Source organism: Gemmatimonadaceae bacterium, from assembly GCA_020852815.1.
Taxonomy (GTDB): domain Bacteria; phylum Gemmatimonadota; class Gemmatimonadetes; order Gemmatimonadales; family Gemmatimonadaceae; genus SCN-70-22.
In genome coordinates this window covers 187846-213946 of the sequence record JADZAN010000046.1, presented here as the reverse complement: position 1 = coordinate 213946, position 26101 = coordinate 187846, and the positions used below count along the sequence as shown (strand labels likewise).

At 69.4% G+C, this 26101-nt stretch carries 22 protein-coding genes; 16 read left to right on the top strand and 6 right to left on the bottom strand.

Annotation, left to right across the window (positions count from 1 at the left end; translation table 11 throughout):
• The first annotated feature begins 32 nt into the window (after positions 1 to 32).
• Both IT359_20860 and IT359_20855 read left to right on the top strand, forming a co-directional pair.
• Positions 33 to 1295, top strand: a complete 1263-nt coding sequence (locus IT359_20860; protein MCC6931452.1) for an MFS transporter — start codon at positions 33 to 35, stop codon at positions 1293 to 1295.
• A gap of 141 nt (positions 1296 to 1436) precedes the next feature.
• Positions 1437 to 1940 carry a DinB family protein gene (locus IT359_20855; GenBank protein ID MCC6931451.1) on the top strand — a complete coding sequence of 168 codons (504 nt, stop codon included), beginning with the start codon at positions 1437 to 1439 and terminating at the stop codon, positions 1938 to 1940.
• 87 nt (positions 1941 to 2027) lie between these two features.
• Here the strand turns inward: IT359_20855 and IT359_20850 are convergent, their stop codons facing one another.
• Both IT359_20850 and IT359_20845 read right to left on the bottom strand, forming a co-directional pair.
• Positions 2028 to 2999 carry a hypothetical protein gene (locus tag IT359_20850; GenBank protein MCC6931450.1) on the bottom strand — a complete coding sequence of 324 codons (972 nt, stop codon included), beginning with the start codon at positions 2997 to 2999 and terminating at the stop codon, positions 2028 to 2030.
• A 233-nt stretch (positions 3000 to 3232) separates the two neighbouring features.
• Positions 3233 to 4138 carry an alpha/beta hydrolase gene (locus IT359_20845; protein ID MCC6931449.1) on the bottom strand — a complete coding sequence of 302 codons (906 nt, stop codon included), beginning with the start codon at positions 4136 to 4138 and terminating at the stop codon, positions 3233 to 3235.
• An 88-nt stretch (positions 4139 to 4226) separates the two neighbouring features.
• On the opposite strand from IT359_20845, the gene IT359_20840 reads away from it, so the two are divergent.
• A complete protein-coding gene (locus IT359_20840) occupies positions 4227 to 5936 on the top strand; it encodes a hypothetical protein (protein MCC6931448.1) in 1710 nt (569 codons plus the stop codon).
• Here IT359_20840 and IT359_20835 read toward each other — a convergent pair.
• From IT359_20835 to IT359_20825, 3 genes are read right to left on the bottom strand one after another with little or no spacing between them, the layout of a single operon-like run.
• A complete protein-coding gene (locus IT359_20835) occupies positions 5906 to 6118 on the bottom strand; it encodes a YbdD/YjiX family protein (protein ID MCC6931447.1) in 213 nt (70 codons plus the stop codon). The two genes, IT359_20840 and IT359_20835, sit on opposite strands and share 31 nt — an antisense overlap.
• On the bottom strand, positions 6115 to 8568 hold the full coding sequence (locus IT359_20830) for a prolyl oligopeptidase family serine peptidase (GenBank protein MCC6931446.1): 2454 nt from the start codon (positions 8566 to 8568) through the stop codon (positions 6115 to 6117). Before IT359_20830 ends, IT359_20835 begins: the two co-directional genes overlap by 4 nt.
• A 2-nt stretch (positions 8569 to 8570) precedes the next feature.
• Positions 8571 to 10640: a carbon starvation protein A gene (locus tag IT359_20825; GenBank protein ID MCC6931445.1), complete on the bottom strand. Its 2070-nt coding sequence runs from the start codon at positions 10638 to 10640 to the stop codon at positions 8571 to 8573.
• Between the two features lie 249 nt (positions 10641 to 10889).
• On the opposite strand from IT359_20825, the gene IT359_20820 reads away from it, so the two are divergent.
• From IT359_20820 to IT359_20785, 8 genes are all read left to right on the top strand, one after another.
• A complete protein-coding gene (locus tag IT359_20820) occupies positions 10890 to 11648 on the top strand; it encodes a hypothetical protein (protein MCC6931444.1) in 759 nt (252 codons plus the stop codon).
• 87 nt (positions 11649 to 11735) lie between these two features.
• Positions 11736 to 12755 (top strand): isocitrate/isopropylmalate dehydrogenase family protein, encoded by a 1020-nt coding sequence (locus tag IT359_20815; GenBank protein ID MCC6931443.1) that lies wholly within the window; start codon positions 11736 to 11738, stop codon positions 12753 to 12755.
• Between the two features lie 33 nt (positions 12756 to 12788).
• Positions 12789 to 13634: a metallophosphoesterase gene (locus tag IT359_20810; GenBank protein MCC6931442.1), complete on the top strand. Its 846-nt coding sequence runs from the start codon at positions 12789 to 12791 to the stop codon at positions 13632 to 13634.
• A 392-nt stretch (positions 13635 to 14026) separates the two neighbouring features.
• Positions 14027 to 14614 carry a SprT-like domain-containing protein gene (locus IT359_20805; GenBank protein ID MCC6931441.1) on the top strand — a complete coding sequence of 196 codons (588 nt, stop codon included), beginning with the start codon at positions 14027 to 14029 and terminating at the stop codon, positions 14612 to 14614.
• A gap of 103 nt (positions 14615 to 14717) precedes the next feature.
• Complete coding sequence (locus IT359_20800; GenBank protein MCC6931440.1) at positions 14718 to 17216, top strand: penicillin acylase family protein; 2499 nt, start codon at positions 14718 to 14720, stop codon at positions 17214 to 17216.
• Between the two features lie 2 nt (positions 17217 to 17218).
• Entirely contained in the window at positions 17219 to 17569 is a 351-nt protein-coding gene (locus tag IT359_20795) for a hypothetical protein (GenBank protein MCC6931439.1), read from the top strand.
• Entirely contained in the window at positions 17566 to 18741 is a 1176-nt protein-coding gene (locus IT359_20790) for an acyl-CoA dehydrogenase family protein (GenBank protein ID MCC6931438.1), read from the top strand. The genes IT359_20795 and IT359_20790 overlap by 4 nt, the downstream gene beginning before the upstream one ends.
• A 10-nt stretch (positions 18742 to 18751) precedes the next feature.
• On the top strand, positions 18752 to 19960 hold the full coding sequence (locus tag IT359_20785) for a lipid A deacylase LpxR family protein (GenBank protein MCC6931437.1): 1209 nt from the start codon (positions 18752 to 18754) through the stop codon (positions 19958 to 19960).
• 51 nt (positions 19961 to 20011) lie between these two features.
• Here IT359_20785 and IT359_20780 read toward each other — a convergent pair whose 3' ends face one another.
• Positions 20012 to 20842, bottom strand: a complete 831-nt coding sequence (locus tag IT359_20780; protein ID MCC6931436.1) for an SDR family NAD(P)-dependent oxidoreductase — start codon at positions 20840 to 20842, stop codon at positions 20012 to 20014.
• Between the two features lie 111 nt (positions 20843 to 20953).
• Here IT359_20780 and IT359_20775 point away from each other — a divergent pair, with 111 nt between their 5' ends.
• From IT359_20775 to IT359_20755, 5 genes are all read left to right on the top strand, one after another.
• Complete coding sequence (locus tag IT359_20775; protein MCC6931435.1) at positions 20954 to 21706, top strand: electron transfer flavoprotein subunit beta/FixA family protein; 753 nt, start codon at positions 20954 to 20956, stop codon at positions 21704 to 21706.
• Entirely contained in the window at positions 21706 to 22689 is a 984-nt protein-coding gene (locus IT359_20770; protein MCC6931434.1) for an electron transfer flavoprotein subunit alpha/FixB family protein, read from the top strand. Before IT359_20775 ends, IT359_20770 begins: the two co-directional genes overlap by 1 nt.
• Before the next feature lie 24 nt (positions 22690 to 22713).
• On the top strand, positions 22714 to 24825 hold the full coding sequence (locus IT359_20765) for a (Fe-S)-binding protein (protein MCC6931433.1): 2112 nt from the start codon (positions 22714 to 22716) through the stop codon (positions 24823 to 24825).
• 68 nt (positions 24826 to 24893) lie between these two features.
• Entirely contained in the window at positions 24894 to 25367 is a 474-nt protein-coding gene (locus IT359_20760) for a hypothetical protein (protein ID MCC6931432.1), read from the top strand.
• A gap of 118 nt (positions 25368 to 25485) precedes the next feature.
• A complete protein-coding gene (locus IT359_20755; GenBank protein ID MCC6931431.1) occupies positions 25486 to 26067 on the top strand; it encodes a Uma2 family endonuclease in 582 nt (193 codons plus the stop codon).
• The last annotated feature ends 34 nt before the right edge of the window (positions 26068 to 26101 follow it).

The window sequence follows — 26101 nt, the reverse complement described above, 5'->3', positions numbered from 1 at the left end:
ACCGCCGGCGCTGCAGCCTGTACATTGAGCGCATGTCGACCGCTTCCGGACGGTTGCCGCGCACGGTGATCGCGCTCTCGCTGGTCTCGCTCCTCACCGATGTGTCGAGCGAGATGATCTATCCACTCATCCCGACGTTCCTGGCCACCACGCTCGGTGCGAGCGCGCTGGGTGTGGGCGCGATCGAGGGGACGGCGGAGTCGGTGGCGTCGCTGCTCAAGTTTGGCAGCGGGTGGTGGAGCGATCGATTGCGGCGTCGCAAGCCGCTGGTGGTTGTGGGGTACCTGCTGGCGTCGGTCGTGCGCCCGCTGATTGGAGTCGCGCAGGTGGCGGGTCACGTCTTTGCCATTCGCATCATCGACCGGATCGGGAAAGGGATTCGCACGGCGCCGCGCGACGCCTTGCTCGCCGACGCTGTGGAGCCCGCCCGGCGCGGCGCGGCATTCGGCTTTCATCGTGCCGCCGACCACCTGGGGGCGGTGACGGGGCCGCTGCTGGCCTTCGCGCTGATGGCCTGGGGCGGGGTGTCGCTCCGCGTCGTCTTCCTGCTGGCGGCGATTCCGGCGGCGCTGGCGATGGTGGTGCTCATCGGCATGGTGCGCGAGGACGATCGCGCCGTACCAGCGGCGGGCGCGCCGCCGGGCGATGATGGTGGTGCAGCTGGCGGATCGGTAGCCGGATCGGCCGGCGGTACGTTTGATGGTGCGGCCGGAGTTGCGGCTGGCGGCGAGGCGCGACTGGGAGGGCGGTTCACGGCGTATCTCGCCGTCCTCCTCCTCTTCACGCTGGGGAACTCGACCGATGCCTTTCTCCTTCTCCGCGCGCGGTCGCTCGGCGTGGCGACGGCGATGCTCCCGGTGCTGTGGTCCGCGCTGCATGTGGTCAAGGCGCTGTCCTCGACGCCGGCGGGTGCGTTGTCGGATCGGGTGGGGCGCCGAGGGTTGATTGTCGCGGGATGGCTCGTGTATGCCGCGACCTACGTCGGCTTTGCAGTGGCGGAGGGGGCGTGGTCGGCGTGGCTTCTTTTCCTCGCCTATGGCATCTACTTCGGCCTCACGGAGGGGGTGGAGAAGGCGCTGGTGGCCGACCTGGTCCCCGCGGCGGCGCGTGGGCGTGCCTTCGGGTTGTACAACCTGGCCATCGGGGTGGGGGCGCTCCCCGCCTCGCTCCTGTTCGGCGCGGTCTGGGATGCGCGGGGGGCGCCGACGGCGTTCCTGCTGGGGGCGACGCTGGCGGCGGTCGCCGCGGTGTTGCTCCCGCTGGTGATTCCCCGCGCCCTGCCGGTGCGCGCCTAACGAACGCCGCGTGGCCGTTGCGGCATTGCACCTCGTTCGGCGATGCGCCCCCAGGGTGGCGCGGCGGCGCGGCTGGCGGGGGGTGCGTCGCCACCCGATATTCCCGCGCCACCCCCGTTACCATCATCCGGAGTACGCCCGATGTCGATCGCGCAGTCGATCCTCCCCGAGTTCGATCATGAAATGGCCACCACGCGCAAGCTCCTCGAGCGTGCGCCCGAGGCGCAGTTCGGCTGGAAGCCGCATGAGAAGTCGATGTCGTTAGGCCAGCTGGCCAACCACCTCGCCGCGCTCCCCTTCTGGGGCGTGGTGACGATGAAGGAAGTGGAGCTGGACATGAATCCGCCGGGGGGCGAAGGATACAAGACGCCCAGGCTGGCGACGGTGGCGGAGATCCTTGCCGCGTTCGACGACAACGTGGGCAAGGCACGCGCGGCGATCGCGTCGTCCGGCGACGCCGACTTCATGGTGGCGTGGTCGCTGAAGAATGCCGGGCACACGATCTTCACGATGCCGCGCATTGCCGTGCTGCGCACCTTCGTGATCAACCACGAGATCCACCACCGGGGGCAGTTCTCGGTGTATCTGCGCCTGCACAACGTCCCCGTTCCGTCCATCTACGGCCCGACGGCCGACGAATCCTGATCGGGCCCGGGTGCCTGACGTGACGCGAGCCGCGGGAGATCCCCGCGGCTCGCGCCGTTCGCGCCGTTGGTGCCGCGAACGCGCCGCCTAACGCTGCACGAGGATCAGGAAGCGCGAGGCGCCCCAGAAGCGCTCGGGATCGGTGATGTGCACCGCGCCACGCACGCGCATCTTCGCGGCGGCCGGTGCGTCGGTGAAGGCGAGGTTGTGGCGCGACACCACGAGGTAGTCCTTGTCGGCCACCGGGAGCGTGATGGTGCGGTCCTTCTCCTTCGAGAGCACGCGGAAGGCGCCACGATCCAGGTCGCGTCCCGGGACGAGCGTCTTCCCGCGTCCGAGGAGAATCCAGGTTCCGCCCTCGCGGCGCACGATCCCGTCGCGCTTGAGTTGCTCCTCGGTGCCAACGGCCACGAAGACCGAGTCCTCGTGCGCGGCCATGGCCCGGTTGAGCGCAACGACCGAATCGTTGCGCGACGAGAGCGCCACGTTGGCCTGCGAGAGCGAGTCGACGCGACCGGTGAGCGCGGTGATCTGCGACTGCTGTGCCTCAACGCTCGCGCGCAGGTCGGCTATCGAGCGCTCATAGGTGCGCAGTTGCGTCACCTGCGTGCTGTCCCAGTCGGCGTGCGCGCTCCGCTCGCGGCGCAGCGAGCGCACGCGCGCCTCGGCGGCATCGAGGCGTGCCATGACCGCGGCGACCTTGTCCTGCATGCCGGCGAGCTCGGTCGAGGCGCTGGCGACCCCCGACTCAGGGCGCGTGGTGTCGCCCTTGACCTTGAGGTCGCGCACCTTGGCGAGCGAGGCGTTGATCTCGGTGATGAGGCGCGCCGACGTTGCGGCATCACCGATGAGCGCGCTCTGCTCGGAGAGCTGGCGCTGGCGATCGGCAAGGAGCGAGTCCTTGAGGACGATGAGCGAGTCCTTTTGTCGCGCCGACGTGGCGAGCGCGAGCCCGGTGTCGGCGCCGGCGGTGCGGGCCACCTCGCGCTGGCACGATGCGGAGAGCAACGCTGTGCCCAGCAGGAGGGTGTGTCGCGCGAATCGATGAGTGCGAGTCATGTGGTCTGGAGGCGCTCGCGTCACGGGCTGGAACGCCGGCGAGAGCGTGAGAGGAGGTGCGTCGGTGGACGCGAAGTGCTGCGGGGAGGACGTACCACGGGAAGGTGACGGGCGGTCGTGCGCCGCTTCGGCACGAGCCGTTCGCCGTCTCTAACTATAGTGAACAGGCGAGCGGGAATCCATGTCCGGATCTCGCGCCGGGCCTCGTCAGGTGCGGCGTCGCCCGCCTTGTTCTACTGGCCGGCGCGTCCGTGGTTCCGTGTGCGGCGAACGGTCGAGACAGGCACCGCCGCGACAGGCGACGACGGTGTGACGGTGCTCACCAAACCTGCCAGCGCACCGAAGTACACCACTTTGTCCTTGCTGAACGCTTCCATGTGCCCGCCGCGCACGGCGACCAACGACTTGGGTGCCCCGGCGGCGGCGAACAGGCGCTGGGAGTGCGCATATGGGATCACGTCGTCTTCCGGGGAGTGCAGGAAGAGCTTGGGCTCCCGCACGTCGGCGATGCGCGCGAGCGACGGAAAACGCTGCGTGGACAGGAGACGCACCGGGAGGAGCGGGTAGATCTCCGCGCCGACATCGGTCACCGAGGTGAAAGCGCCTTCCAGCACCAGCGCGGCGGCATCGACCCGTGTGGCCAACTCCGTTGCCACGCCGCTCCCTAACGAGTGGCCGAAGACGATGATGCGCGACGGGGGGACATGCAGCGAGTCGGTGAGGTAGCGCCACGACGCCATCGCATCCCGGTAGAACCCCGCCTCGTCCGGGGCGCCGCCGCTGTCACCAAAGCCGCGATAGTCGAAGGCCAGCAGGTTGAGTCCGATGTCGCGGGCGAAGGCGTAGAACTCGGGGCGCTCGCCGTAGCCGATGTTGCCGTAGTTCCCGTGGCAGATGAGGAGCCACATTCCGCTCGAGTCGCGTGCCGCGGCCGGGACGATCCACGCCGACAGCTCGGTGCCGTCGCCGCTGGCGAAGCGCACCTCACGCTGTTGCAGCTTGAAGGCCGGCGCCGGCGCGTGCACGGCGCGTTCCGCTGGCTGGTAGACCATCCCCTTCTCGCCGAGCCTGAGCGCCACGACGATGCCGCCGTAGGCGATCACCACGGTGACGAGTAAGAGCTTGGCGAGGCGTTTCACGGGATGGTAAGGGTGCGGGGTTTGGTCTACGGAAATCTGCGGCGAACACCGTTCATACGTCATGGGGTGCGGCGCTAGATTGGCCGCCATGTCGCCCCTGGCGCTGGCCTTCATCCTCGGCGTGATCGCCATCGCGGCGCTGCTGACGTGGCAGCGAGTCGGCGACGAGCGTCGGTGGACGGAGCGCTATCTCGATGGATTCGGTGCCCCGATCGCGCGCGAGCGCGACGTGGAGCGCGCCGCCGCCTGGTTCCGGGGGCGCGAGGGGGCGAATGAGGCACACGGCACCCTCGACGATCGCACCTGGCGCGACCTGGACATGGATGCCGTCTGGGCAACGCTCGATCGCACCGCGAGCCAGGTGGGGGGGCAGCTTCTCTACGACCGGTTGCGCCGCCCGACTGCGATGGTCGAGGAGCCAGCGCGCTTCGAGGCGGCGGTGGAACGGGTCGGCGAGAACGCGGCGCTTCGCACGCGCCTGACGCGCGACCTGCTGCGGCTCAAGGACTGGCACGTGAGCTTCCTCCCCGACCTGTTGTGGGGAGCGTTGCCGTCACCCTCGCCGATGCGTGCGCTCTTCGTTGTCGACTCGATCGCGAGTGTGGTGTTGCTCCTCGCGATCCCGGTGTGGCCGAGGGCGCTCCTGGTGCTCATCGCGCTCTTTGTGGCCAACTACCTGGTGAAGCTCGCGATGCGTCCGCGCATCGATCCGTTCGTCCCGTCACTGCGGGCGTTGCCGATCCTGGCGGTGGTGGCGGAGCGACTGCGGCACGTGGACGATCCCGCGCTGGCGCCGTACCTCGAGGTGCTGCGGCGGCATGCGGGATCGTTGCGCCTGCTCAGGCGTGCCTCGCGCTGGGTCGCCTTCGAGACGGGGAGCGACAACCCGGCGGTGGGGGCAATGGCGGAGCTTGCGCGATCGTTCCAGGAGTACCTCAACATCGCATTCCTTCTCGACCTCAACGCCTTCAACTTCGCGATCGAGCGCATTCGCTCGCGGCAGAGTGAATTGCGCGCCGTGTACGAGGCAGTGGGGACGATCGATGCGGCGATCGCCGTCGCGTCCGTGCGACGCGAGTGGGGGAGTGCGTGGTGCCGGCCGCAGGCGACGGGCGACACCCGTCAGCTGCACGCGAAGTCGCTGCGGCACCCGTTGCTCCCCAACGCGGTGGCCAACGATTTCCAGGTGCGCGGGGCGAGCTGGCTCGTCACCGGTTCCAATATGTCCGGGAAGTCGACGTTCCTGCGCACGGTGGGTGTGAACGCGGTGCTGGCGCGCACGATCCACACGGTGCGCGCCACGCGCTGGGAGGGGAGCGCCTTCGCGGTGCGGAGCTGCATCGGGCGCAGCGACTCGCTCCTCGAGGGGAAGAGCTACTACCTGGCGGAGGTCGAGGGGGTGCGCGACCTGATCGTCGAGTCGCAGGGCGGGGCGCCGACGCTCTTCATCGTCGATGAGCTCTTTCGCGGGACCAACACCATCGAGCGGATCGCGGCGGCGCGTGCGGTGCTCGAGGCGCTGGACGTGGCGCCGCACGTGGTGCTGGTCGCGACGCACGACATCGAGCTGCTGCGCTGGCTGGCCCCGCGCTACGAGGCGTGGCACTTCCGCGAGCAGGAGGCGGATGGCGAACTGCTCTTCGACTACACGCTGCGCCCGGGCCCCTCCTCGACGCGGAACGCCGTCGCGCTCCTTCGCCTCAAGGGATACCCGGAGTCAGTGGTGCGCCAAGCGGAGGCGACGGTGGATGAAGAGGAGGGTGGCCGTCAGCAGCAACGCGCCCCGGGACGCGAGTAGCGATCCTCCAGCCGCTGCGTCACGAATTCGTCCCTGGTGAGCGGGCGGCAGTCGGGATGGCAGCGGCGGTGGTGGCGCAGGTAGCCGTCGTAGTCCGGCGCGCCGATGATGCGGTTGAGCGTGGACGTGGCGCGCGACAGGCGCACGGCGAAGCGCACGGTGAGGTCGGCGGCCCACTTCATCGTGACCCTCCCCCGTTGCCGGCCCGCCTGGCGGGGAGCGTTGCCTCGAACAGCTCGAAGATGCGCCGATACTCGTCGCTCCACGAATCCGGGCGCACGAAGCCATGGTCCTCCACCGGGTAGACGGCGAGTTCCCACCCGGTCTTCCCCAACTCGATGAAGCGCTGCGTGAGGCGGACGATGTCCTGGAAGTGCACGTTCACGTCGACCATCCCGTGCGCCATCAGCAACGGGTCCTCCAATCCCTGCGCAAAGAAGATCGGCGACGAGCGCCGATAGGCGAGCGTGTCCTGCTGCGGCTGGTTGAGGATGCGCGCGGTGTAGCCGTGGTTGTAGTGCGCCCAGTCGGTGACAGAGCGCAATGCGGCGCCGGCGCCGAACTCCCTGGGCGCGTTGAACAGCGCCATCAGCGTCATGAAGCCGCCGTAGCTCCCGCCGTACAGTCCGATGCGCTCCGGGTCGATGCCAAAGGTCTTCTGCAGGTAGCGCGATCCATCCACCTGGTCCTGCAGGTCGCGCCCGCCCATCCAGCGGTAGATGGCGGTGCGCCAGTCGCGTCCGTATCCGGCGCTGGCACGGTAGTCGATGTCCAGCACCACGTAGCCCTTGCTGGCCAGGTAGTGGTTGAACATGTACTCGCGCGAATAGCTCGACCAATAGTTGTGCACATTGTGCATGTAGCCTGCACCGTGCACGAAGATCACCGCCGCGCCGTTAGGCTCGGCCTTCACATCCTGTGGGCGATAGATCCGCGCCGGCACCTGCACGCCGTCCGACGCCGGGATCCGCACGATCTCGGGCTGCAGCCAGGGGAAGGCGAGCCACTCCGCAGTCGGCGACGTCGTCAGGCGCGCCGCCGTGGCCCCGGGGCGATTGGCGCGCACGAACAGCTCCGGCGGGCGGTTGGCGGTCGAGAAGACGTCGGCCAGCAACCGGCCATCGGGCGAGACCGTCACCGTGTGGCCGCCCGTTTCACTCGTCAGGCGCGCCGCTGTCCCGCCGGCGATCGGCAGCCGGTAGAAGTGCCGCTCGAACGGCGAGACTTCACTCGTGTGCAGCTGGAAGGCGGTGCGATCGTCGCTCAACTCCGCGTCGAGCACCTCGAATGATCCCCTGGTGAGCTGGCGGCGGTCGCTCCCGTCGGCATTGATCGTGTAGAGGTGTGCGTAGCCGTCGGCTTCGCTCACGAACCAGGCGCGCGCACCGCCGGGGAGCCAGCCGCCGCACGGGTAGCACGGCCCGCCGACCCACGCCGTGTCGCGCAGGACGTCGAGCGTGGCGAGCCGCGACGAGTCGGCGTCGAAGCGCTGGAGGTAGCGCGCCTTGAAGTCGCGCTGCTCGGCAAAGACCAGCGCCTGCGTCCCGGCGTCGTTCCAGCCGAGCAGGGCGAGGATCGACGGAAGCGCCGTCGAGTCGCCGGGAATGGGGCGCAGCCACGACACCGTGCCCGCCGGCAGCTGCATCACGCCGAGTCGCCCGCCGCCAAGGACGTCGCCGACCTTGGTGCGCACCACCAGGTCCTCGGTGTAGCCGTTCAGCGTGACGTAGTTGGGAACATTCGCCTGCCGCGCCGCCTGCGTCCCCACCGTAGTCGCGAAGAGGAGCGCGCGTCCGCTGGGCGAGACGGAGAGCTGCGTCACGCGTTCATTGGCCTGCAGGTAGAGGGTCTTCGGGCGCTCGGCCAGCTGTGCGTCGCGCTCCGCCTTGTCGATCGAGTCGCGCGACACGCGGTCGCGGATCACCTCGAACAGCGCCTTCTGCTGCGCCTCGAGCTGGGCGCGCTGCGCCTCGGCCTTGGGAGGGGTCGGCGGGGCAGGGGCTGGTCGGATGTCCGTCAGCTGCTCGATGCGCGGCGAGTCGAGGTCGAGCGCCATGATGTTCGCCCCGTCGCGGATGAAGAAGACGCGGCGCCCATCGGCCGAGAAGGTGGGATTGCTCTCGATGATCGTCGTCTGCGTGAGGCGCCGGGCCTGCGACGTCTTGAGGTCGACGAGATAGAGGTCGCCTTCGTAGGACACGACGCGGCGCAGGCGGTCGCGCGACAGGGAGCCGGGTTCGAGGAGCGGGCCGACCGAGTCCATGTGTGTGCGCGAGACCGCTTCGGGGATCGCTCCCGCAACGGCGCGCACGCGATACGGCTCCGCTGCCTTGCGCCAGTCCGTTCCGGCGGGGAGCCACTGGAAGTAGATCCACGCCCCGTCCGGTGTGAAGCGCACGCGCTGCGGCTCGCGCCCGTACACCTCGGGGCCGCGCATCATCCACGGGATCGTGAGGTCGGTGAAGGTGCGTTGTGCCTGCGCTGTCGCCGGCGCTGCGCCGTGCAACGCGGCGGCACCGGCCACGAGCGCGGCGGCGCGCGTTAGGCGCTCTTTGCGCGTGACGCGCATGAGGCGCGTTTGCGTCCGTGCTGCGGTGCGCGGGATGAGTGACGCGCCTGACGAGTAGACCATGCTCAGTCTCCCACCGCGATGGCGCGCGGCTCGAAGGGGATCTCGGTGCTGCGCGCTTCCTTGCGGCCCGAGGCGACGGCGATCCACTCCCACGCCGAGGCGCCGATGATCACCACGACCGACATCATGAAGAAGGCGGCGACGAAGGCGTCGACGCGGTCGTTGGTGATGAGGCGGGCCGCGTCGGCGGCCGACTTCACGTTTCCGGGGAGCTTTCCCTCCGAGAGGAGGTCCTGCACCATGCGCGCATGCGAGAGGAAGCCGAGCTTGGGATCGCTGGAGAAGATCTTGAGCGAGCCGGCGGTCATGGTCACGACGAAGAGCCAGGTGAGGGGGAGGAGGGTGATCCAGGCATAGGCCTTCTTCCCCATCTTCACGATCACGGTTGTCCCCACGCACAGCGCGACGACGGCGAGGAGCTGGTTGGCGATCCCGAACAGCGGCCAGAGCGAGTTGATCCCGCCTAACGGGTCGACGACCCCCTGGTAGAGGAAGTAGCCCCACGCCGCCACGAAGAGGGCGCTGGAGAAGACCACCGCGGGGTACCACGCGACGCGCCCGAGGGGTTCATACACGTGTCGCAACAGGTCTTGCAGCATGAACCGTCCCACGCGCGTCCCGGCGTCGAGCGTGGTGAGGATGAAGAGCGCCTCGAACATGATGGCGAAGTGGTACCAGAGCGCCATCGCCGTCGACCCGCCGAGGACGTTGGAGAAGAGGTGCGCCATGCCGACGGCGAGTGATGGCGCGCCGCCGGTGCGCGACAGGAGCTTGGTTTCGCCGACGTTGGCCGTCAGCTGCTTGAACTCGACCGGGTCGAGCGTGAAGCCCCAGTTGGCCACGGCCACGGCGGCGCTCTCGGCGGTGACGCCGATTGCGGCTGGCGGGGCGTTGATCGCGAAGTAGGTCCCCGGGGTCAGGACGCAGGCGGCGATGAGCGCCAGCGTGGCGACCAGCGACTCCGTGAGCATCGCCCCGTAGCCAATGAAGCGCGCATCGGGCTCGCGCTCGAGGAGCTTGGGGGTCGTCCCCGATGCGATGAGCGAGTGGAACCCCGAGATCGCGCCGCAGGCAATCGTGATGAAGCAGAAGGGGAAGACCTTCCCCGCGAAGACCGGCCCCGTCCCGTCAATGAATCGCGTGACGGCCGGCATCTCCAGCGGCGGAAGGACGAACAGCACGCCTAACGCCAGCGCCACCACGACGCCGATCTTCACGAAGGCGCTGAGGTAGTCGCGCGGCGCCAGCAGCAACCACACCGGGAGCACCGAGGCGCAGAAGCCGTAGATCATGATCGCCCAGGCCAGCGCCGTGCGGCTGAGCGTGAAGGTCGGCGCCAGCGCCGGGTTCTCCGCCACCCCGCGCCCGACGTACAGCGCCACCACGAGGAGGACGAGCCCCATCACCGTCGCCTCGAGAACCTTGTGGGGGCGGATCCAGCGCATGTAGCCCCCCATGACGAGCGCGATCGGGATCGTCAGCCCCACCGTCACCACGCCCCACGGGCTCTCACCCAGCGCGTTGACGACGATGAGGGCGAGGACCGCGATGAGGACGATCATGATCCCGAGCACCGCGACGAGCGCCGTCATCCCGGCCACCGTCCCGATCTCCTCCTTCGCCATCTGCCCCAGCGACTTCCCGTTGCGGCGGACGGAGGCGGCGAGGATCACGAAGTCCTGCACCGCGCCACCCAGCGCCACCCCGATCACGATCCAGAGCGCCCCCGGGAGGAAGCCGAACTGCGCGGCGAGCGTCGGGCCCACAAGCGGGCCAGGGCCGGCGATCGCGGCGAAGTGATGCCCGAAGACGACCCAGCGATTGGTGGGGACGAAGTCGCGCCCGTCGTTGAGTCGCTCCGCCGGTGTCCGCCGGTTGGCGTCGAGGGCGAAGATGTTGGCGGCGATGATGCGCGAGTAGAAGCGGTACGCCACGACGTAGAAGCAGACGGCCGCGGTCACCAACCACGCGGCACTCACGCGCTCGCCCTGGTTGAGGGCGAGGAACGCGAAGGCGCCAGCGCCGCCGGCGGCGACGAGGACCCAGGCGACTACCGTGGAAAGTCGGCGCATAACGAGGGGGACGGGGCGGGAGACGGAGGCTCGGGGGGGGGGAAACGCGCGACGAAATTGGAGTGAGGGCGGGGTGGGGTCAACGCGGCGCATCATCGTCGTGACTCACCCCGCCGCGCCGCCACGCGCTGCCTCGCGCTGCCACGCGCTGCCACGCGCTGCCATGCGCCGCCATGCGCCGCGACGCGCCGCCGCGACGCGATGCGACCCGGACTCGGGGCGATTAGCTTGTCCAGACCCATGGTCGCCGTGTCAACGCTCCTCTCGCTTGGTTCGCTGGTCGCCGCCACCGCGTGTGGCGCTGGACATCGCGCACCCGCGACCAATGCGCTGCCGTCAGCAACGCCCGCCGCCACACGCCCGGCAGACGCGGCGCCGCAGGGCGCTGCGCAACAGGGCGGCGCGCAACAGGGTGCTCCGCAACAGGGCGGCGCACAGCAAGGAGCGGCCGGCGTCCTGTCACGATTCGCGGCGCAGAAGCTCATCGTCTTCCCGGCGCAGGGCGTCGCGGCTGCCGACCCGCTCGGCTGGCGGACGAACGCTGGCGGGGAGAAGGTCCTGCTGGCATCGCTCGACGCTGGACTCGAGGCCGCACTCGGCGAGCGCGGGCTGGCGAACCAGTGGGTCTTTCCCCCCGCCATGCAGCGCGCGGCCAGGCGCAACCCGACGTATGTGACCGACCCGGCCACGATTCGGGCGCTTGCCCCGGTGCGCGCGGTGCTGCGCAAGCCGGAGGACATGCTGAGCGAGCCGTTCGCCTCGCAGTTGCGGTCGCTGGCCGGCGTGAGCGACGCGCGCTACGCCTTCATTCCGCTCGAGCTGCGCATCGAGCAGACGCCGAATGCGACGACTGGGCGCGCGGTGCTGCAGGTTGCCGTGGTCGATGCACGCGGCTCGCGCGTGGTGTGGGCCGGTGAAGTGGCCGGTGAAGCGCTACCGTCGTACGCCCCCGGTGTCCTGGGGTCGCTGGTGCGTCGCGTGGCCGATCTCGTGGTTCCACGCACGTGACCGGCGACTGAGCGCCGCGCCGATGTTCGCCACACCGCTGTCACGCTTTTGTCGGCACGCGCATTCCCTCACGCACTCTCTCCAGCCATGACGATTCCCTGCACGCTGATCCCGGGCGACGGCATCGGACCCGACATCACCGACGCGACGGTTCGCATCCTCGAGGCCGCGGGGGCGCCCTTCGCGTTCGATCGCCAGCTGGCCGGGATGGCGGCCGTGCAGGCGCTCAACAACCCGATGCCTGACGCGACGCTCGAGTCGATCAAGCGCACGCGCCTGGCGCTCAAGGGGCCGCTCGAGACGCCGGTGGGCGACGGCTATCGGTCGGTGAACGTCGCGATGCGGAAGACGTTCGACCTCTACGCCAACGTGCGGCCGGCGCGCGTGATCCTGCGCGGCGGGCGATTCGACAAGGTCGATATCGTGCTGGTGCGCGAGAACACCGAGGGGTTGTACGCTGGGCTCGAGCACTACATCAAGATCGGCGAGGACGAGAAGGCGGCCGCCGAGTCGATCGCGCTCATCACGCGCCTGGGCTCGGAGCGGGTGATTCGCTATGCCTTCGAGTACGCGCTGGCGCACGGGCGACGGAAGCTGACGCTCGTGCACAAGGCGAACATCCTCAAGTTTTCGCAGGGGCTGTTCCGGTCGGTGGGGCAGCAGATCGCCAAGGAGTACGAGGGGCGCGTGCAATACGACGAGCGCATCATCGACGCCTGCGCCATGCAGTTGGTGATCAGGCCGGAGCAGTTCGACGTGATCGTGACGACGAACCTGTTTGGCGACATCCTCTCGGACCTGGTGTCGGGCTTGGTGGGGGGGCTGGGACTCGCGCCCGGCGCCAACATCGGTGCCGGGGCGGCGATCTTCGAGGCGGTGCACGGGACGGCGCCCGACATTGCCGGGCAGGGGATTGCCAACCCCAGCGCGCTCACCTTTGCCGCCTGCCTGATGCTGGAGCACGTGGGGCATGCGTCGCTGGGTCGCCGCATCCAGGAGGCGGTGGAGATGACGCTGCGCGAGGGGAAGACCGTCACGCGCGACCTGGGGGGGAGTGCGGGGACGCGGCAGTTTGCCGACGCGGTCATCGCCCGGTTGACTGCCTAACGCGTGTCGCTCCCCTCGGCATCCCGTGGCGCCATGTCCAACGTGCGGCTGCTCCACGTCTCCGACCTGCACTTCGGGCGCCCCGCCGTCCCGGCGCAGATCGACGCCATCGAGGCGCAGATCCAGGCGGAGCGCTACGACGTGGTGGCGATCTCGGGCGACGTGTCGCAGCGCTCGCGCTCGGGCGAGTTCCAGCGCGCGGCCGCCTTCATCCGCGACGCGCGCCGCGTGAGCAAGGTGCTGTGCGTTCCCGGCAACCACGACGTGGCCTGGTGGGAGTCGCCGTTGCACCTGCGGGGTGCCGAGCGGATGTACACGCGCTACCGGCAGTACATCGACCGCGACCTGGAGCCCGTGCTGCGCGTCGCGGGGGCTACGGTGGTGGGGCTCAACACCTCGCAGGGCGTGCACGCGCGCACCCTCACCTGGAACGTGCGCGACATCTCGATCATCGGCGACCTGCGCAAGCCGCAGATCGAGAGAGCGCGTCGCGAGTTCGACGCCTCACCCAGCGGTGACGCCCGCGTGATCGTGATGCACCACAACCCGGTAAAGGGGGAGCTTTCCCAGCGGCACGGCCTCAAGCACACGAAGCAGATCCTCGGCGCCTTTGCGCAGATCGGCGTCGACCTCGTGCTGTGCGGGCACGATCACCAGGAGGCGATCCACTACATCGAGCACACGCGGAAGGGGACCGTGATCTCGACCGCGGGGACGGTGTCGAACCGGTCGCGCGGCGGCCGCCCGTCGAGCCTAAACGTCATCACCATAACGGCTGCGGAGATCTGCATCGTGACGCACATCTGGTCCTCGGCCGACCGGACCTTCTCACCAGGCCCCTCGAAGTGCTTCGCGCGCTCCTCACACGACTCGGCCTGAGCGCTTTGGCCGAGCAGTTGGAGCTTGCTCTGGGGCCGACTGCTGGCGACGGGGGGCGTCGCGGCGGTGGGGCGGGCGGTGGTACGCGTGGAGGGCGCGGAGGTGGACGAGATGGTGAGCGTCGTGGTGAGGGTAGCGCGCCAGTTGATGATCGGCGCGCGGGAAAGGGCGGAGAGGCGCTCGGGCGGGGAGCGCGGAGGCGTCGGGGCGTTTCTGGTACAACGCGGAATGGAATGGTGAGGGAGGGTGAGGGGGCGGGAGCGATGTTGTGGTCGGGGGGGGGCCCCAGCGCCACCCCCACCCCCGCGCCCTCAAGCCCCACCCCCACCCCCCCCACCCGCCCCTCCCCCCACGCCGCCGACCTCCTCCTCCATCGCCTGCGTGCCTTCGGCATGACCGGCATCCAGACGCTCCGCCTCACCCGAAACCGCACGACGCTCGTCTCCTTCCGCGCCGGCACCCTGCGCGTGCAGCAAGGCTTCGCCACCGCTCCCGACGACGTCGTGCGCGCCATTGCCGTCTTCGTCACGGCGCGCGGCGCGGCCCGCCTCGCCGCCAAGCGGATCATCCTCACCCATCCCATCCACCGCGACGCCGCGCCGCGTCCGCCACGGCGCACCCCGCTGCATCCGGACGACGACGCCATGGCCGTGCGACTGCGTCGCGAACACGCGCGCCTGAACGCCCTGCACTTTGGCGGAGCGCTGCGCACCATCACGGTCACCGTCTCGCGCCGCATGAAGTCGCGGCTCGGGCATTACGCGCCGGCACGGTCGCACCCAGCCGGCGCCGAGATCGCCATCTCCAGACGCCACATCCGTCGCGATGGTTGGGCGCAAGCGACCGACACGCTCCTGCATGAGATGGTGCACCAGTGGCAGGAAGAGAGCGGCTACCCCATCGACCACGGCGCAGCGTTTCGTCGCAAGGCGGCCGAGGTGGGGACGACGCCTCGTGCCAAGCGCGCGTTGCAGCCGTAGTTGCTGCCATAGTTGCCGCCGTAGCCGCAGCAGCAGGCGACGCCGTGCATGCGACGGTCGGCGTGCGCCTACCGGCCCCGGCAGGGAGCGCTAGCTTCCCGGCATGCGACTTCGCCCCCTTGCCAGCGTCTTCGCGGCGCTCCTCCTGGCCGGCACCGTCTACATCGGGAAGTTCGGCGCCGGACCGCTCCCCCCGCTCGGCCCCTTCCTCGACCCGGTCCGCGGCGCATGGGGGGCGGCGGCGTACACGACGCTCCCCGATAGTGCCACGGCGGCGCTCCCCGGTCTCACCGGCAAGGTCGACGTGCGCTACGACCAGCGTGGCGTCCCGCACATCTTTGCCGCCACCGAGGAAGACGCAATCCGCGCTTTGGGCTACGTGGTGGCGCGCGACCGCCTGTTCCAGCTCGAGTTGCAGGCGCGCGCCGGCGCCGGAACGCTCACGGAACTGGTGGGCAAGGCCGCCATACGCGCCGACAGCGAACCGCGCGCCCTCGGCATGGCGCGCGGGGCCGAGCAGAAGCTGGCCGCGCTCGCCAACGGGTCGCTCGGGCGGCGGCTGCTCGAGGCGTATGCGGAGGGGGTCAACGCCTACATCGATCATGCATCGCCCGCCGAGTGGCCGGTGGAGTACAAGCTGCTCGGCCGGCAGCCGGCGCGCTGGGCGCCCATCAACTCGCTGCACCTGTATGCGCGCATGGGGTGGACGCTCGCCCACCTCGACGGCGAGCGGCAGCGGCTGGCCGCACGCGCGCTGGTGGGCGATGCGGCGGCGCGTGCGCTCTTTCCCGCGCACACGCCCATCCAGGAGCCGATCCAGCCTAACGGGAGCGGGCAACCGCGCATCGACGCGGTGCACGTTCCCCCTGCCGGCGCCGTCGACAGCGGCGCGCTGGCTCTCCTCGACCTCCTCCCCTCCTCGGGCACCGCGCAGCAGGACGCCGAGGTGTCGTCCATCTTCGCGTCGAACAACTGGGTCGTGAGCGGCTCGCGCAGCAAGAGCGGGCATCCCATCCTTGCCGGCGATCCGCACCTGGGACTAACCCTTCCCAGCATCTGGTACGAGGCGCACCTCGTCGTGCCGGGCAAGCTGGACGTGTACGGGGTCACGATTCCGGGGTCGCCGGGGATCGTCATCGGCTTCACGCGCGACCTGGCCTGGTCGCTCACCAATACCGGCGCCGACGTTCTCGACTTCTATCGCGAAACGGTCGACGACCAGGTGCGCCCTACGAAGTACCTCGTCGACGACGTGTGGAAGGAGGTCGAGCAGCGCGAGGAGGTGTATCGCGGGAAGCGCGGCGAGGTGTTGCGCGTCGACACCGTGCGCTACACGCATCGCGGGCCCATGCACCGGCTGGAGAAGGACTGGGTCTCGATGCGCTGGACCGTGAACGAACCCACCGATCTCGCGTCGGCGTTCTTCAACGCGCAGCACACCACGACGGTCGCCGACTTCCTCGAGGCCTTTGCCCGCGACTACTTCTCGCCGGCGCAGAACGTCGTCGTCGCCGATCGCAGCGGGAACATTGCCATCCGCTCCACGGGGCACTATCCGTTGCGCCCGGCGGGGAGCGACGGGCTCACCATCTTCGACGGCTCCACCGCGGCCAGCGACTGGACCGGCTACTGGCCCGTGTCGCAGTACCCGCAGGCGATGAACCCGGCGCAGGGGTTCCTGGCCTCGGCCAATCAGGAGCCTATGGATCCGCAGCAGGCGCCGGCGTATCTCGGCTTCGACTGGGCCTTCGAGCCATGGCGCGCGCTGCAGATCAACCGGCTGCTGCGCGCCACGCCACAGGTTTCCATGGACGACATGCGCCGCTTCCAGACCGACCCGGGGAGCGTGCGCGCCGACTGGTTCGTGACCTACCTGCGGAATGCGGCTGCCGTCGCCACGGCCCGCGCCGGTGCGCCCCCATCGCTCGCCGCGGCCGACTCGATCCTTGGCGCCTGGGACCGTCGCTATCGCGTTGGCAACACCGGGGCGATCCTGTTCGAGCAGGCGCTCTCGCAGGTCGTGCGGCGGACCTTCGACGAACTCGTTCCCGCGGGCGACACAGTGCGCGTGGCGACGCCGAGTTCGGCGGTGCTCCTGGCGATGATGAGCGATTCCACGAACGCCTGGTGGGACAACCGCACGACGCGCGGCGTGGTCGAGGACCGCGACGCGATCCTGGCCGGCGCGCTCGCCGCGGCATACGACACGCTCGTCGCGCGCAACGGCCTGCCCGCGGCGGGGAAGTGGGCGTGGGGGACGGCGGCACAGACGACGGCGCAGGTGAATCATCTGCTGGGGTTGGAAGGTTTCTCGGCGCGCGACCTCGCGGTGCAGGGAGGGCGCGGGACGCTCAACCCGTCGGTGGGGAATGGCGGCTTCGGGGCGAGCTGGCGCATGGTCGTCGAGCTGGGCCCCACGGTGCGGGCGATGGTGACGTATCCTGGCGGGCAGAGCGGGAATCCGGCCTCGCCGCGTTACGCCGACCGTTTGCGTTTCTGGCGCGACGGCGACCTGGAGCTCGCGACCGTCCCGGCGGCGCCGGACTCGCTCTCGCCATCGCAGCTGACGGCTCGCCTCACCCTCACGCCGGGAGGGCGCTGACCATGGTCGTGCTGCGTGCGCTCATTCTCGCGATCGTGATCACGTTAGGCACCGTCCTCGTGGGATGGTGGATCGTTCCCCTCCTGGCGGCGGCCTTCGGGGTGCTCATGCGAGACGTCCGTACCCCGGGGTTGCTCGCCGCGCTTGGCGGGGCGCTCGGGTGGGGCGGGTACCTCGCGGTGGTGGCGGTGGGGGGCGGACCGGTGGCAGGATTCGCCGGTGCCCTCGCGACCTCGATGAAACTGCCGGGGTGGGCACCGCTCGTCGCCACCCTCGTCTTTCCCGCCCTGCTCGCCGGCCCAGCCGCCTACCTCGGCGCGCGCGTGGGCAACCGCTATCTTTCCCCCGCATGACGACCGACTTCTTCAATATCGATAGCGCGCTCTCCGAGGATGAGCGCGCAGTCCGTGATAGCGTCCGTCGCTTCGTCGACGAGCGCGTCCTCCCGATCATCGGATCGTGCTACGTGGAGGGGCGTTTCCCCCGCGAGCTGATTCCCGAGATGGCCGAGCTGGGCGTCCTGGGGGCCAACCTTCCCGAGGAGTACGGCTGCGCTGGGCTCAACAACGTGGCCTACGGGCTCATCATGCAGGAGCTGGAGCGCGGCGACTCCGGCATCCGATCGTTTGCCTCGGTGCAGGGCGCGCTGGTGATGTATCCCATCTACGCCTTTGGCAGCGAGGAGCACAAGCGGAGCTGGCTCCCCAGGCTGGCCAGCGGCGAGGCGATTGGCTGCTTCGGGCTCACGGAGCCCGACTACGGCTCCAATCCGTCGGGGATGATCACGATGGCCATGCAGCAGCCCGATGGCTCGTGGCTTCTCAATGGCGGCAAGATGTGGATCACCAATGGCTCGCAGGCGCACGTCTCCGTGGTGTGGGCCAAGACCAACGGGGACAAGGACCAGTCGTCGATTCGCGGCTTCGTGGTCCCCACCAACACCCCCGGCTTCAAGGCGAAGGACCAGAAGGGGAAGCTCTCGCTGCGCGCCTCGGACACGAGCGAGCTCACCTTCGACAACGTGCACCTGCCGGCCGATGCGCTCCTCCCCAGGTCCGGCGGCCTCAAGTCGCCGCTCATGTGCCTCACGCAGGCGCGCTACGGGATCTCGTGGGGGGCCATCGGGGCGGCGATGGCGTGCTATGAGGAAGCGGTGTCGTACGCCGGGAACCGCGTGATGTTCGACAAGCCGATCGGCGGCTTCCAGCTGCAACAGGCGCGCCTGGCCGACATGCTCACGGAGATCGTCAAGGCGCAGCTCGTGTCGTTGCACCTGGGGCGCCTCAAGGACGCCGGCACGTTCACGCCGCAGCAGGTCTCGCTCGCCAAGCGCAACAACGTCGACATCGCCACCAACATCGCCCGCGAGGCGCGCCGCCTCCTTGGCGCCAACGGGATCCTCGCCGAGTACTCGGCCATGCGCCACATGGCCAACCTCGAGAGTGTGTACACGTACGAAGGGACGCACGACGTCCATTCGCTCATCCTCGGGCAGGCCGTGACCGGCCTCAACGCGTTCAACTGAGTTGCCGGGCGTGAGCGGGCGCACAGCAGGGCACGAAGGGCCGGTTCGCCGGCTCTTCGTCGTTGTGGGCGGTGTGCGCGGCCGTGCGGCGGCGGCCGCCATGGCGCTCGTGCGCGGCATGCAGCTGGCGGCTTGTGCGCTGGCGCTCGCGGCGATGCTTCCGCATCGCGCCGGGGCGCAGAATGCCGACCGTGCAGCCGAAGGGCGCGGCGCGGGCAACTCGGCGGAGAAGCGGGGAGAGAAGAAGGACGCGGCCGCGCGCTCCATGCCGCGACACCCCACCCTGGGGTGGCTCCCGCGTGCGCGCCTGGACAACGACGCCTACAACTTCTGGCAGCATCCCGGCAAGCGCACCGACGAGGAGTACACCAACGGCGTGGTGCTGGGGATGGAAACGCTGCGCGCGCCGTGGTGGGGGCGCACGCTGGGGCGCCGCGCGCCCGGGTGTGCGACCGCACGCATCGACGATCGTGCCTGCCTGTCGACATCGATCTTCATCGGGCAGGACATGTACACCCCCAACCTCGATCGTCCCCCGTTTTCCTACGAGGGGTGGATGTACGAGCGCCCCTATGCGGCCTGGCTCTACCTCGGGGGGGAGGGGCGACGCATCTCCAACCGTGCGTTGCGCACGTACTCGCTCTCGCTGGGCGTGACGGGGGCCCCGGCGTTAGGCAAGGTGGCCCAGTCCATCGCGCACCACATCAACGCGCGCTACACCACGCGGGCCACCGGGTGGGAGACGCAGGTGGGCGCCGAGCCCGGCGTGCTCCTCGGCGTGCGCCAGTCGATCATGGCGCTCCGGTGGGCGCCGGGCGGCATGGGGATCCTCGACATCGCTCCCTCGGTGGGAACGTCGCTGGGGAACATCCGCACCTCGGCCGATGTCGGCGGCAAGCTTCGGTTGGGGATCAACATGTCGCATCCCTGGGACCCGCGGGCGTGGCGAGGGCGGGGGGCGTGGGAGTTCCAGGTGAGTGCCGCCGGGCGCCGCGAGTTCGTGGCGCACGACTTCTCGCTCGATGGTACGCTCTTTCGCGCCACCGACCGCCACGTCACGCGCGTGCCGACGGTGAGCGAGTACGAGTTCGGCACCGCGTTGCGCCTGCACCGCCTGAGTGTGGGGTGGCGCGCCGTGACCCGTTCACGCGAGTACGCCACGGGCCCCGCGCGTCACGTCTACGCGCAGATGTACTCGGCCATCGAGTTCCGCCCGTAGCGCATGGCGCCAGGGGCGCGTCCTTGTGGCGGCGGCGCGGCGCGACAAGGGTCAGGCCGGTGCCTGTCGCGTCTCGCGGTATCGCCCGCTCGCGAGGTGCACCGCCCAGCGCGGGAGGAAACGCAGGAGGAGGACGGCCGCCTTGTATCGGGCGCTGGGGGTCACCACGGTTGGCGAGCCGCGCTCCATCGCGTCGAGCGAGTCGGCCACGACGCGATCGGCGTCGAGCCACATCCAGCCGGGAATCGAGCGCATCGACATCTCGGCGCGCTGGTGGAACTCGGTGCGGGTGAAGCCCGGGCAGAGCGCCTGCACGTAGATCCCGCGCCACGCCACCTCGCGCGCCAGCGCCTCCATGGCAAGGCGCTGGTATCCCTTGGTGGCGCAGTAGTTCACGTTGCCGGCGCTCGTTAGGTACGACGCCACCGAGGAGACCGTGATGACGGCCCCGCGCCCCATGGCCGCCATCTGCCGCACGGCGCCCTGCGTGAGGCGGTGCACCGCGAGGACGTGCAGGCGCAGCATCGTCTCCTGCGCGACCGGATCGGACGTGACGAGCGACCCCTTGGTCCCGAAGCCGGCGTTGTTCACGAGGAGCGCGATGGCGCGCGCCGCGTCGTTTGCTCCTTCGCCGATGCGCTCCAGGACGGCATCGACGCCGCCGTCGGTCGCGAGGTCGGCGGCGATGACCTCGACCTCGACGCCGTGCCCGGCGCGCAGCGAGGCGGCGGCGCCGGCCAGGCGTTCCGCGTCCCGCGCCACGAGGACGAGGGCGTAGCCACGCCTGGCAAGGGCGCGGGCAAAGGCGGCCCCCAGCCCGGCGGTGGCACCGGTGACCAGGGCGATGCGTGGAGTCGCGCGACGATTCGTGGGCGAAGTCATGGGAGAAAGATGGGGGGATCGGCGACATCCGGGATGGGGATCGCCGTCCTGTGTTCCCGGGGGGCAGCCGCTAGATTACCCCCCGCTTCCTTCACACCTGGAGACGTAACGGTGAAGATTGCCGTTTGCATCAAGCGCGTCCCTGAGATGGACGTGAACTTCAAGATCGCCGCGTCGGGCAAGGGCGTCGACGAGGCGGGGCTCAAGTGGGACATGTCGGACTTCGACGGATACGCCGTCGAGGCCGCATTGCAGCTCACGGAGAAGCTCGGCGCGGGCGAGGTCCATGTGATCTCCCTTGGCGGCGACGTGGTGCAGGAGACGCTGCGCAAGGCGTTGAGCATGGGGGCCGCCAAGGCCGTCCAGCTCAAGTGCGACGCCGTTCCCTACGACGCCTTCGCCATCGCCGCCGCGCTCGCCGCCGAACTCAAGGCCGGCGGCTACGACCTGATCATGTTCGGCAAGATGTCGATCGACGGCGCCAACGGCGTCACCCAGTTTGTCGTCGCCGAGTTGCTGGGGCTCCCGCTCGTCCATGCCTGCTCCAAGCTGGAGATTGCCGGCGGCAAGGGGACGGCACGTCGCGAGATCGAGGGGGGCGGTGAGCTGGTCGCCTTCCCGCTCCCGGCCGTCGTCTCCATCGACGAAGGGATCGCGCGCCCGCGCTACCCGTCGCTCAAGGGGATCATGGCGGCCAAGAAGAAGCCGCTCGAGGTGAGGCCGGCGCAGCTCGGCGAGGTGCGCCTGACGGTCGAGAAGATGGAACTCCCGCCCGCGCGCGCGGCCGGGCGCATCATTGGCGAAGGGGCGGGGGCCGTCCCCGAGCTCGTGAAGCTCCTCCAGACTGAAGCGAAGGTGCTCTGATGCCTAACGTGCTGGCATTTGCGGAAGCGCGCGGCGGTGAGCTGCGCAAGGTGGCGCTCGAGGCGGTGACCGCCGCGCGCCAGGTGGCCGACCAGGTCGGCGGCGAGGTGCATGCCGTCCTCGTGGGCCCCGCCGGCGTGGCGGCCAAGGCGGCGACGCTGGCCCAGTACGGGGCCGACGTGGTGCTGGTCGCCGAACATGCGGGCTTTGCCAACTACGCCCCCGAGACAACGGCGGCACTCGTGGCCGATCGCGTGAAGGGCGGCGACTACCGTGCCGTGATCTTCTCGGCCTCGCAGCAGGGCAAGGACCTCGCACCGCGTACCGCGGCCCGGCTGGGGTGCGCCATCGCGACCGACGTGACGTCGTTCAGCGTGGGGGGCGATGCGGTCATCGTCACGCACCCGGGGTACACGGGCAAGGTGGTGCAGACGCTCAAGCTGGTCGGAACGCCGGTCGTCCTGTCGTTGCGCCCGGGGTCGGTATCGCCAGCTGCAAAGGCCGGGGCCGGGCGCACCGAGCAGGTGGCCGCCGATCCATCGGGGGCCCGCGTGCAGGTGACGGAGACGATCCTCGGTGATTCCAAGAAGCTTGACCTTGGCGAGGCGCCCATCATCATCAGCGGTGGTCGTGGGCTCAAGGCTGCCGAGCACTTCAAGCTGGTGGAAGATCTCGCGGCGGCGTTCGGCAATGCGGCGGTCGGCGCCACGCGCGCGGTGACCGACGAAGGATGGCGCCCGCACTCCGACCAGATCGGGCAGACCGGGCGTCTCGTCTCGCCGGAGCTTTATGTCGCGGTCGGCATCTCGGGGGCAATCCAGCACCTCGCCGGAATGCGCACCTCCAAGTGCATCGTCGCCATCAACAAGGACAAGGAGGCCCCCATCTTCAAGGTGGCCGACTACGGGATCGTGGGCGACGTGTTCGAGGTTGTCCCCGCGCTCACCGCCGCCGTGCAGCAGGCCAGGCAGTCGTCGCACTGACGTCACCGCTCACGCCCCCTTCCCATGTCCCACGTGGCGTTCGCCCTCGTCCTCGCGCTGGCGCTGGGTTTCTTCTCGTACAACGCGCAGCGCCTGGTGCGCTACCTGCGCATTGGCCATGACGAGAACCGGCTCAACGACATCCCGCGACGCGCGTGGAATCTCCTGCGCATCGGCATCGCGCAGACCAAGATCCTCCGCGACCCGCTCGCCGGCCCGGTGCATGCCCTCGTCTTCTGGGGCTTCCTCGTCCTGCAGGTGGGCGCACTGGAGATCATCGCGCAGGGGCTCATTCCCGGCTTCACCTATGCGAAGATCCTCCCGGGGCCCTTGTACTGGCTCTTCCTCGCCTCGCAGGAGCTGACAGCGGCGGCGGTGCTGGCGGCGGTCGCACTCCTCCTCTATCGCCGCATCGTCGTGAAGCCCCGTCGGCTGCAAGGCGATGGCGTGCATTCGGGCGACGCGATCTTCATCCTCTCGCTCATCGGCGCGCTGATGGTGACGCTGCTCGTCACTTCGGCCACCGACCGTGCACTCGGCGTCGATCACCCGGCCGCCGTGCAGCCGCTCTCCGCCGCCCTGGCGCAGTTGTTCGCCTCCGTCCCGCACGGTGCCGTGCAGGCGATCCACCACGTGTCGTGGTGGTTGCACGCACTCCTCATCCTCACCTTCCTCAATTACCTCCCGTACTCCAAGCACCTGCACGTCATCGTCTCGCTGCCTAACACCTTCCTGTCCAACACGAGTGGGCCGGGCACCGTGGGCGCGATGAAGAAGATGGACCTGGAGCAGGAGACGGAGGTGTTCGGCGCCGCCGACGTCACGCACCTGAGCTGGAAGAACCTGCTGGATGGCTATTCCTGCACCGAGTGTGGGCGTTGCACCTCGGTGTGCCCGGCCAACATCACCGGCAAGGCGCTCTCTCCGCGCAAGATCGTCGTCAACACGCGCCAGCGCCTGCTCGAGGTCGCGCCCGCCATCGTGGGCGGCGACGATGTCTTCGGGATGCCGTTCATTGGTGCGGCCCGGGGCGACGCCGAGTCGCGCGCCGCGCTCCTCGACCACAAGCTCCTCGACAACTTCATCACCGAGGAGGAACTGTGGTCGTGCACATCGTGCCGCGCCTGCGTGTATGAGTGCCCGGTCTCCATCGACCAGTTGGAGATCATCAACGAGATGCGTCGCAACCTGGTCCTCACGGAGTCGCGCTTTCCCGAGGAGGTGCAACCGGCCTTCGAGTCGCTGGAACGCAACGGTTCGCCGTGGGCCTTCCAGCCGTCGGAGCGCGCCCAGTGGGCGGAGGGGATGGACATCCCGACCATGGCCGAGCTGTGGGAGCGTGGCGAGCGCCCGGACATCCTGTTCTGGGTGGGCTGCATGGGATCGTTTGACGACCGGGCGAAGAAGACGACCGTCGCCTTTGCCCGCATCCTCCAGGCGGCGGGGATCAAGTTCGCCATCCTTGGCCAGGAAGAGACCTGCAACGGCGACCCGGCGCGCCGCATGGGAAACGAGTACCTGTACCAGATGCTCGCCCAGCAGGCGATCGAGACGCTGAATCGCTACGAGGTGTTCACCATCGTCACCTCGTGCCCGCATTGCTTCCACCAGATCGGGAACGAGTTCCCGCAGTTCGGCGGCAACTACGAGGTCATCCACCACTCCACGTACATCGAGCGCCTGCTTGCCGACGGCATGGTACCCCTCAAGCACGAGACCGGGGAGAAGCTGGTGATGGCCTACCACGACTCCTGCTACCTGGGGCGCTACAACGACGTGTATGACGCGCCGCGCGAGGCGCTCAAGCGCGCGCTCCCTGTGGTGCAGCTGGTGGAGGCGCCGCGCTCGCGCGACAAGGGGCTGTGCTGCGGCGCTGGCGGCGGACGCATGTGGATGGAGGAACGCGTGGGGCAGCGGATCAATGTCGAGCGCAAGAAGGAGCTGCTCGCGACGGGCGCCGAGGCGGTCGCCGTCGCCTGCCCGTTCTGCATGACCATGCTCAACGATGCGGGGATGAAGCTGGAGAGCACGGTGCCGGTCTACGACATCGCGGAGGTCGTGGCCGCGCGGATCGAGGCGCGATCGGGAGACGGGGAAGCCCGCCCCAGCGAAGGGCGGAGCGAGGCGGGGGAGTAGTGGGGCGGGGGAGCAGGCGTGGCATTCGAAGTAGGCGTGCGGTAGCGCATGACGTCGCGCACCTGGCGTTGCTGCTGACGACGATGCTCACGCTCGCCTGCGGCGGTGAACCGCGCGCGCCGGTCGCTGATTCGGCACTGGCCGCGCCGCTGACCACGCCAGCTGCAAGCGACACGGGGGCGAGCCCCTCCACCGCGGGCGAGACGTCGGCACTGCCGCACGGCCCGGCCGACGAGGCGGGGGAGTTCCGCCTGGCGGGGAACGAACCGTTCTGGGGCGTGCGCATCTCCAAGGCAGGGCTGCGCTACACGACGCCGGACTACAAGGACGGCATCCTCTTCCCCGCCACGGCGCCACAGACCGATGGCGCGACGCTGCGCTGGATCGCGCTCACCGCGGCCCCCGACGCGCACACGCTCGAGGTCAGGCTCGAGACCCGCCGCTGCCAGGACTCCATGGCCGACAAGGCATGGACGCACATCGCAACCGTCGTCTTCGACGGTGCCACGCTGAAGGGGTGTGGGGAGCGCGTGAGCCGATAGCGCGGCACGCGTTCGATACGATGTGCAACGAAATGATGGCACGTCGCTGACCGGCTCGGCGCAGTTTGGGGGATATGGCGAAATCCCCTTGCCCCCCTCGGCGCGGAAGCGCTAGCCTATGTCCATGCCCGCCAGCGCTCGCCCTCTCACCGTCGACGACATCCGCGCCATGCGCACCAATGAGCGCATGGTCATCGAGCTCATCGACGGGGAAGTGTTCGTGAGCCCGACGCCGAGTGCGCGGCACGACGTGCTCAAGGTGCGCCTGATCAACGCGCTGCTTCAGTATCTCGAACCGTTGGGGCTCGCCGATGCAATCATCGTCGGGCCCGCCGAACTCACGTGGGGGACGCGCGACACCTACGTCGATCCCGACATCTGGGTGACCGACCTCGCCGAGCGCTATACCTTCGACTGGAACGCCGTTCACACGGTGAAGCTCGCGATCGAGATCATCTCGCCGTCGTCGCGACGGCGCGACCGCGTGACCAAGCGCGAGCTGTACGCGCGCATGGGGGTCGACACGTACTGGATCGTCGACCCGGAGCGCCACACGGTCGAGGAGTCGATGGGCGGCGATACCTCGCTCCGCCAACTCGAGTCGGCCATGGAGTGGCGGGCAACGGCTGGCGCACCGGCGTTCGTGCTCCCGCTGGCGACGCTCTTTGCTGGCATCCCCAAGGGCGCGATGAACGGGTGAGATTCCGCGCGCGACAGCTCGCGCGCCGGCTCGC

What these genes read in the sequence shown, in the direction of transcription:
- IT359_20860 (MCC6931452.1), top strand. Translation starts at nt 33, where the DNA reads ATGTCGACCGCTTCCGGACGGTTGCCGCGCACGGTGATCGCGCTCTCG.
- IT359_20855 (MCC6931451.1), top strand. Translation starts at nt 1,437, where the DNA reads ATGTCGATCGCGCAGTCGATCCTCCCCGAGTTCGATCATGAAATGGCC.
- IT359_20850 (MCC6931450.1), bottom strand. Translation starts at nt 2,999, where the DNA reads ATGACTCGCACTCATCGATTCGCGCGACACACCCTCCTGCTGGGCACA.
- IT359_20840 (MCC6931448.1), top strand. Translation starts at nt 4,227, where the DNA reads ATGTCGCCCCTGGCGCTGGCCTTCATCCTCGGCGTGATCGCCATCGCG.
- IT359_20835 (MCC6931447.1), bottom strand. Translation starts at nt 6,118, where the DNA reads ATGAAGTGGGCCGCCGACCTCACCGTGCGCTTCGCCGTGCGCCTGTCG.
- IT359_20830 (MCC6931446.1), bottom strand. Translation starts at nt 8,568, where the DNA reads ATGGTCTACTCGTCAGGCGCGTCACTCATCCCGCGCACCGCAGCACGG.
- IT359_20825 (MCC6931445.1), bottom strand. Translation starts at nt 10,640, where the DNA reads ATGCGCCGACTTTCCACGGTAGTCGCCTGGGTCCTCGTCGCCGCCGGC.
- IT359_20815 (MCC6931443.1), top strand. Translation starts at nt 11,736, where the DNA reads ATGACGATTCCCTGCACGCTGATCCCGGGCGACGGCATCGGACCCGAC.
- IT359_20810 (MCC6931442.1), top strand. Translation starts at nt 12,789, where the DNA reads ATGTCCAACGTGCGGCTGCTCCACGTCTCCGACCTGCACTTCGGGCGC.
- IT359_20805 (MCC6931441.1), top strand. Translation starts at nt 14,027, where the DNA reads ATGACCGGCATCCAGACGCTCCGCCTCACCCGAAACCGCACGACGCTC.
- IT359_20800 (MCC6931440.1), top strand. Translation starts at nt 14,718, where the DNA reads ATGCGACTTCGCCCCCTTGCCAGCGTCTTCGCGGCGCTCCTCCTGGCC.
- IT359_20795 (MCC6931439.1), top strand. Translation starts at nt 17,219, where the DNA reads ATGGTCGTGCTGCGTGCGCTCATTCTCGCGATCGTGATCACGTTAGGC.
- IT359_20790 (MCC6931438.1), top strand. Translation starts at nt 17,566, where the DNA reads ATGACGACCGACTTCTTCAATATCGATAGCGCGCTCTCCGAGGATGAG.
- IT359_20780 (MCC6931436.1), bottom strand. Translation starts at nt 20,842, where the DNA reads ATGACTTCGCCCACGAATCGTCGCGCGACTCCACGCATCGCCCTGGTC.
- IT359_20770 (MCC6931434.1), top strand. Translation starts at nt 21,706, where the DNA reads ATGCCTAACGTGCTGGCATTTGCGGAAGCGCGCGGCGGTGAGCTGCGC.
- IT359_20765 (MCC6931433.1), top strand. Translation starts at nt 22,714, where the DNA reads ATGTCCCACGTGGCGTTCGCCCTCGTCCTCGCGCTGGCGCTGGGTTTC.
- IT359_20755 (MCC6931431.1), top strand. Translation starts at nt 25,486, where the DNA reads ATGTCCATGCCCGCCAGCGCTCGCCCTCTCACCGTCGACGACATCCGC.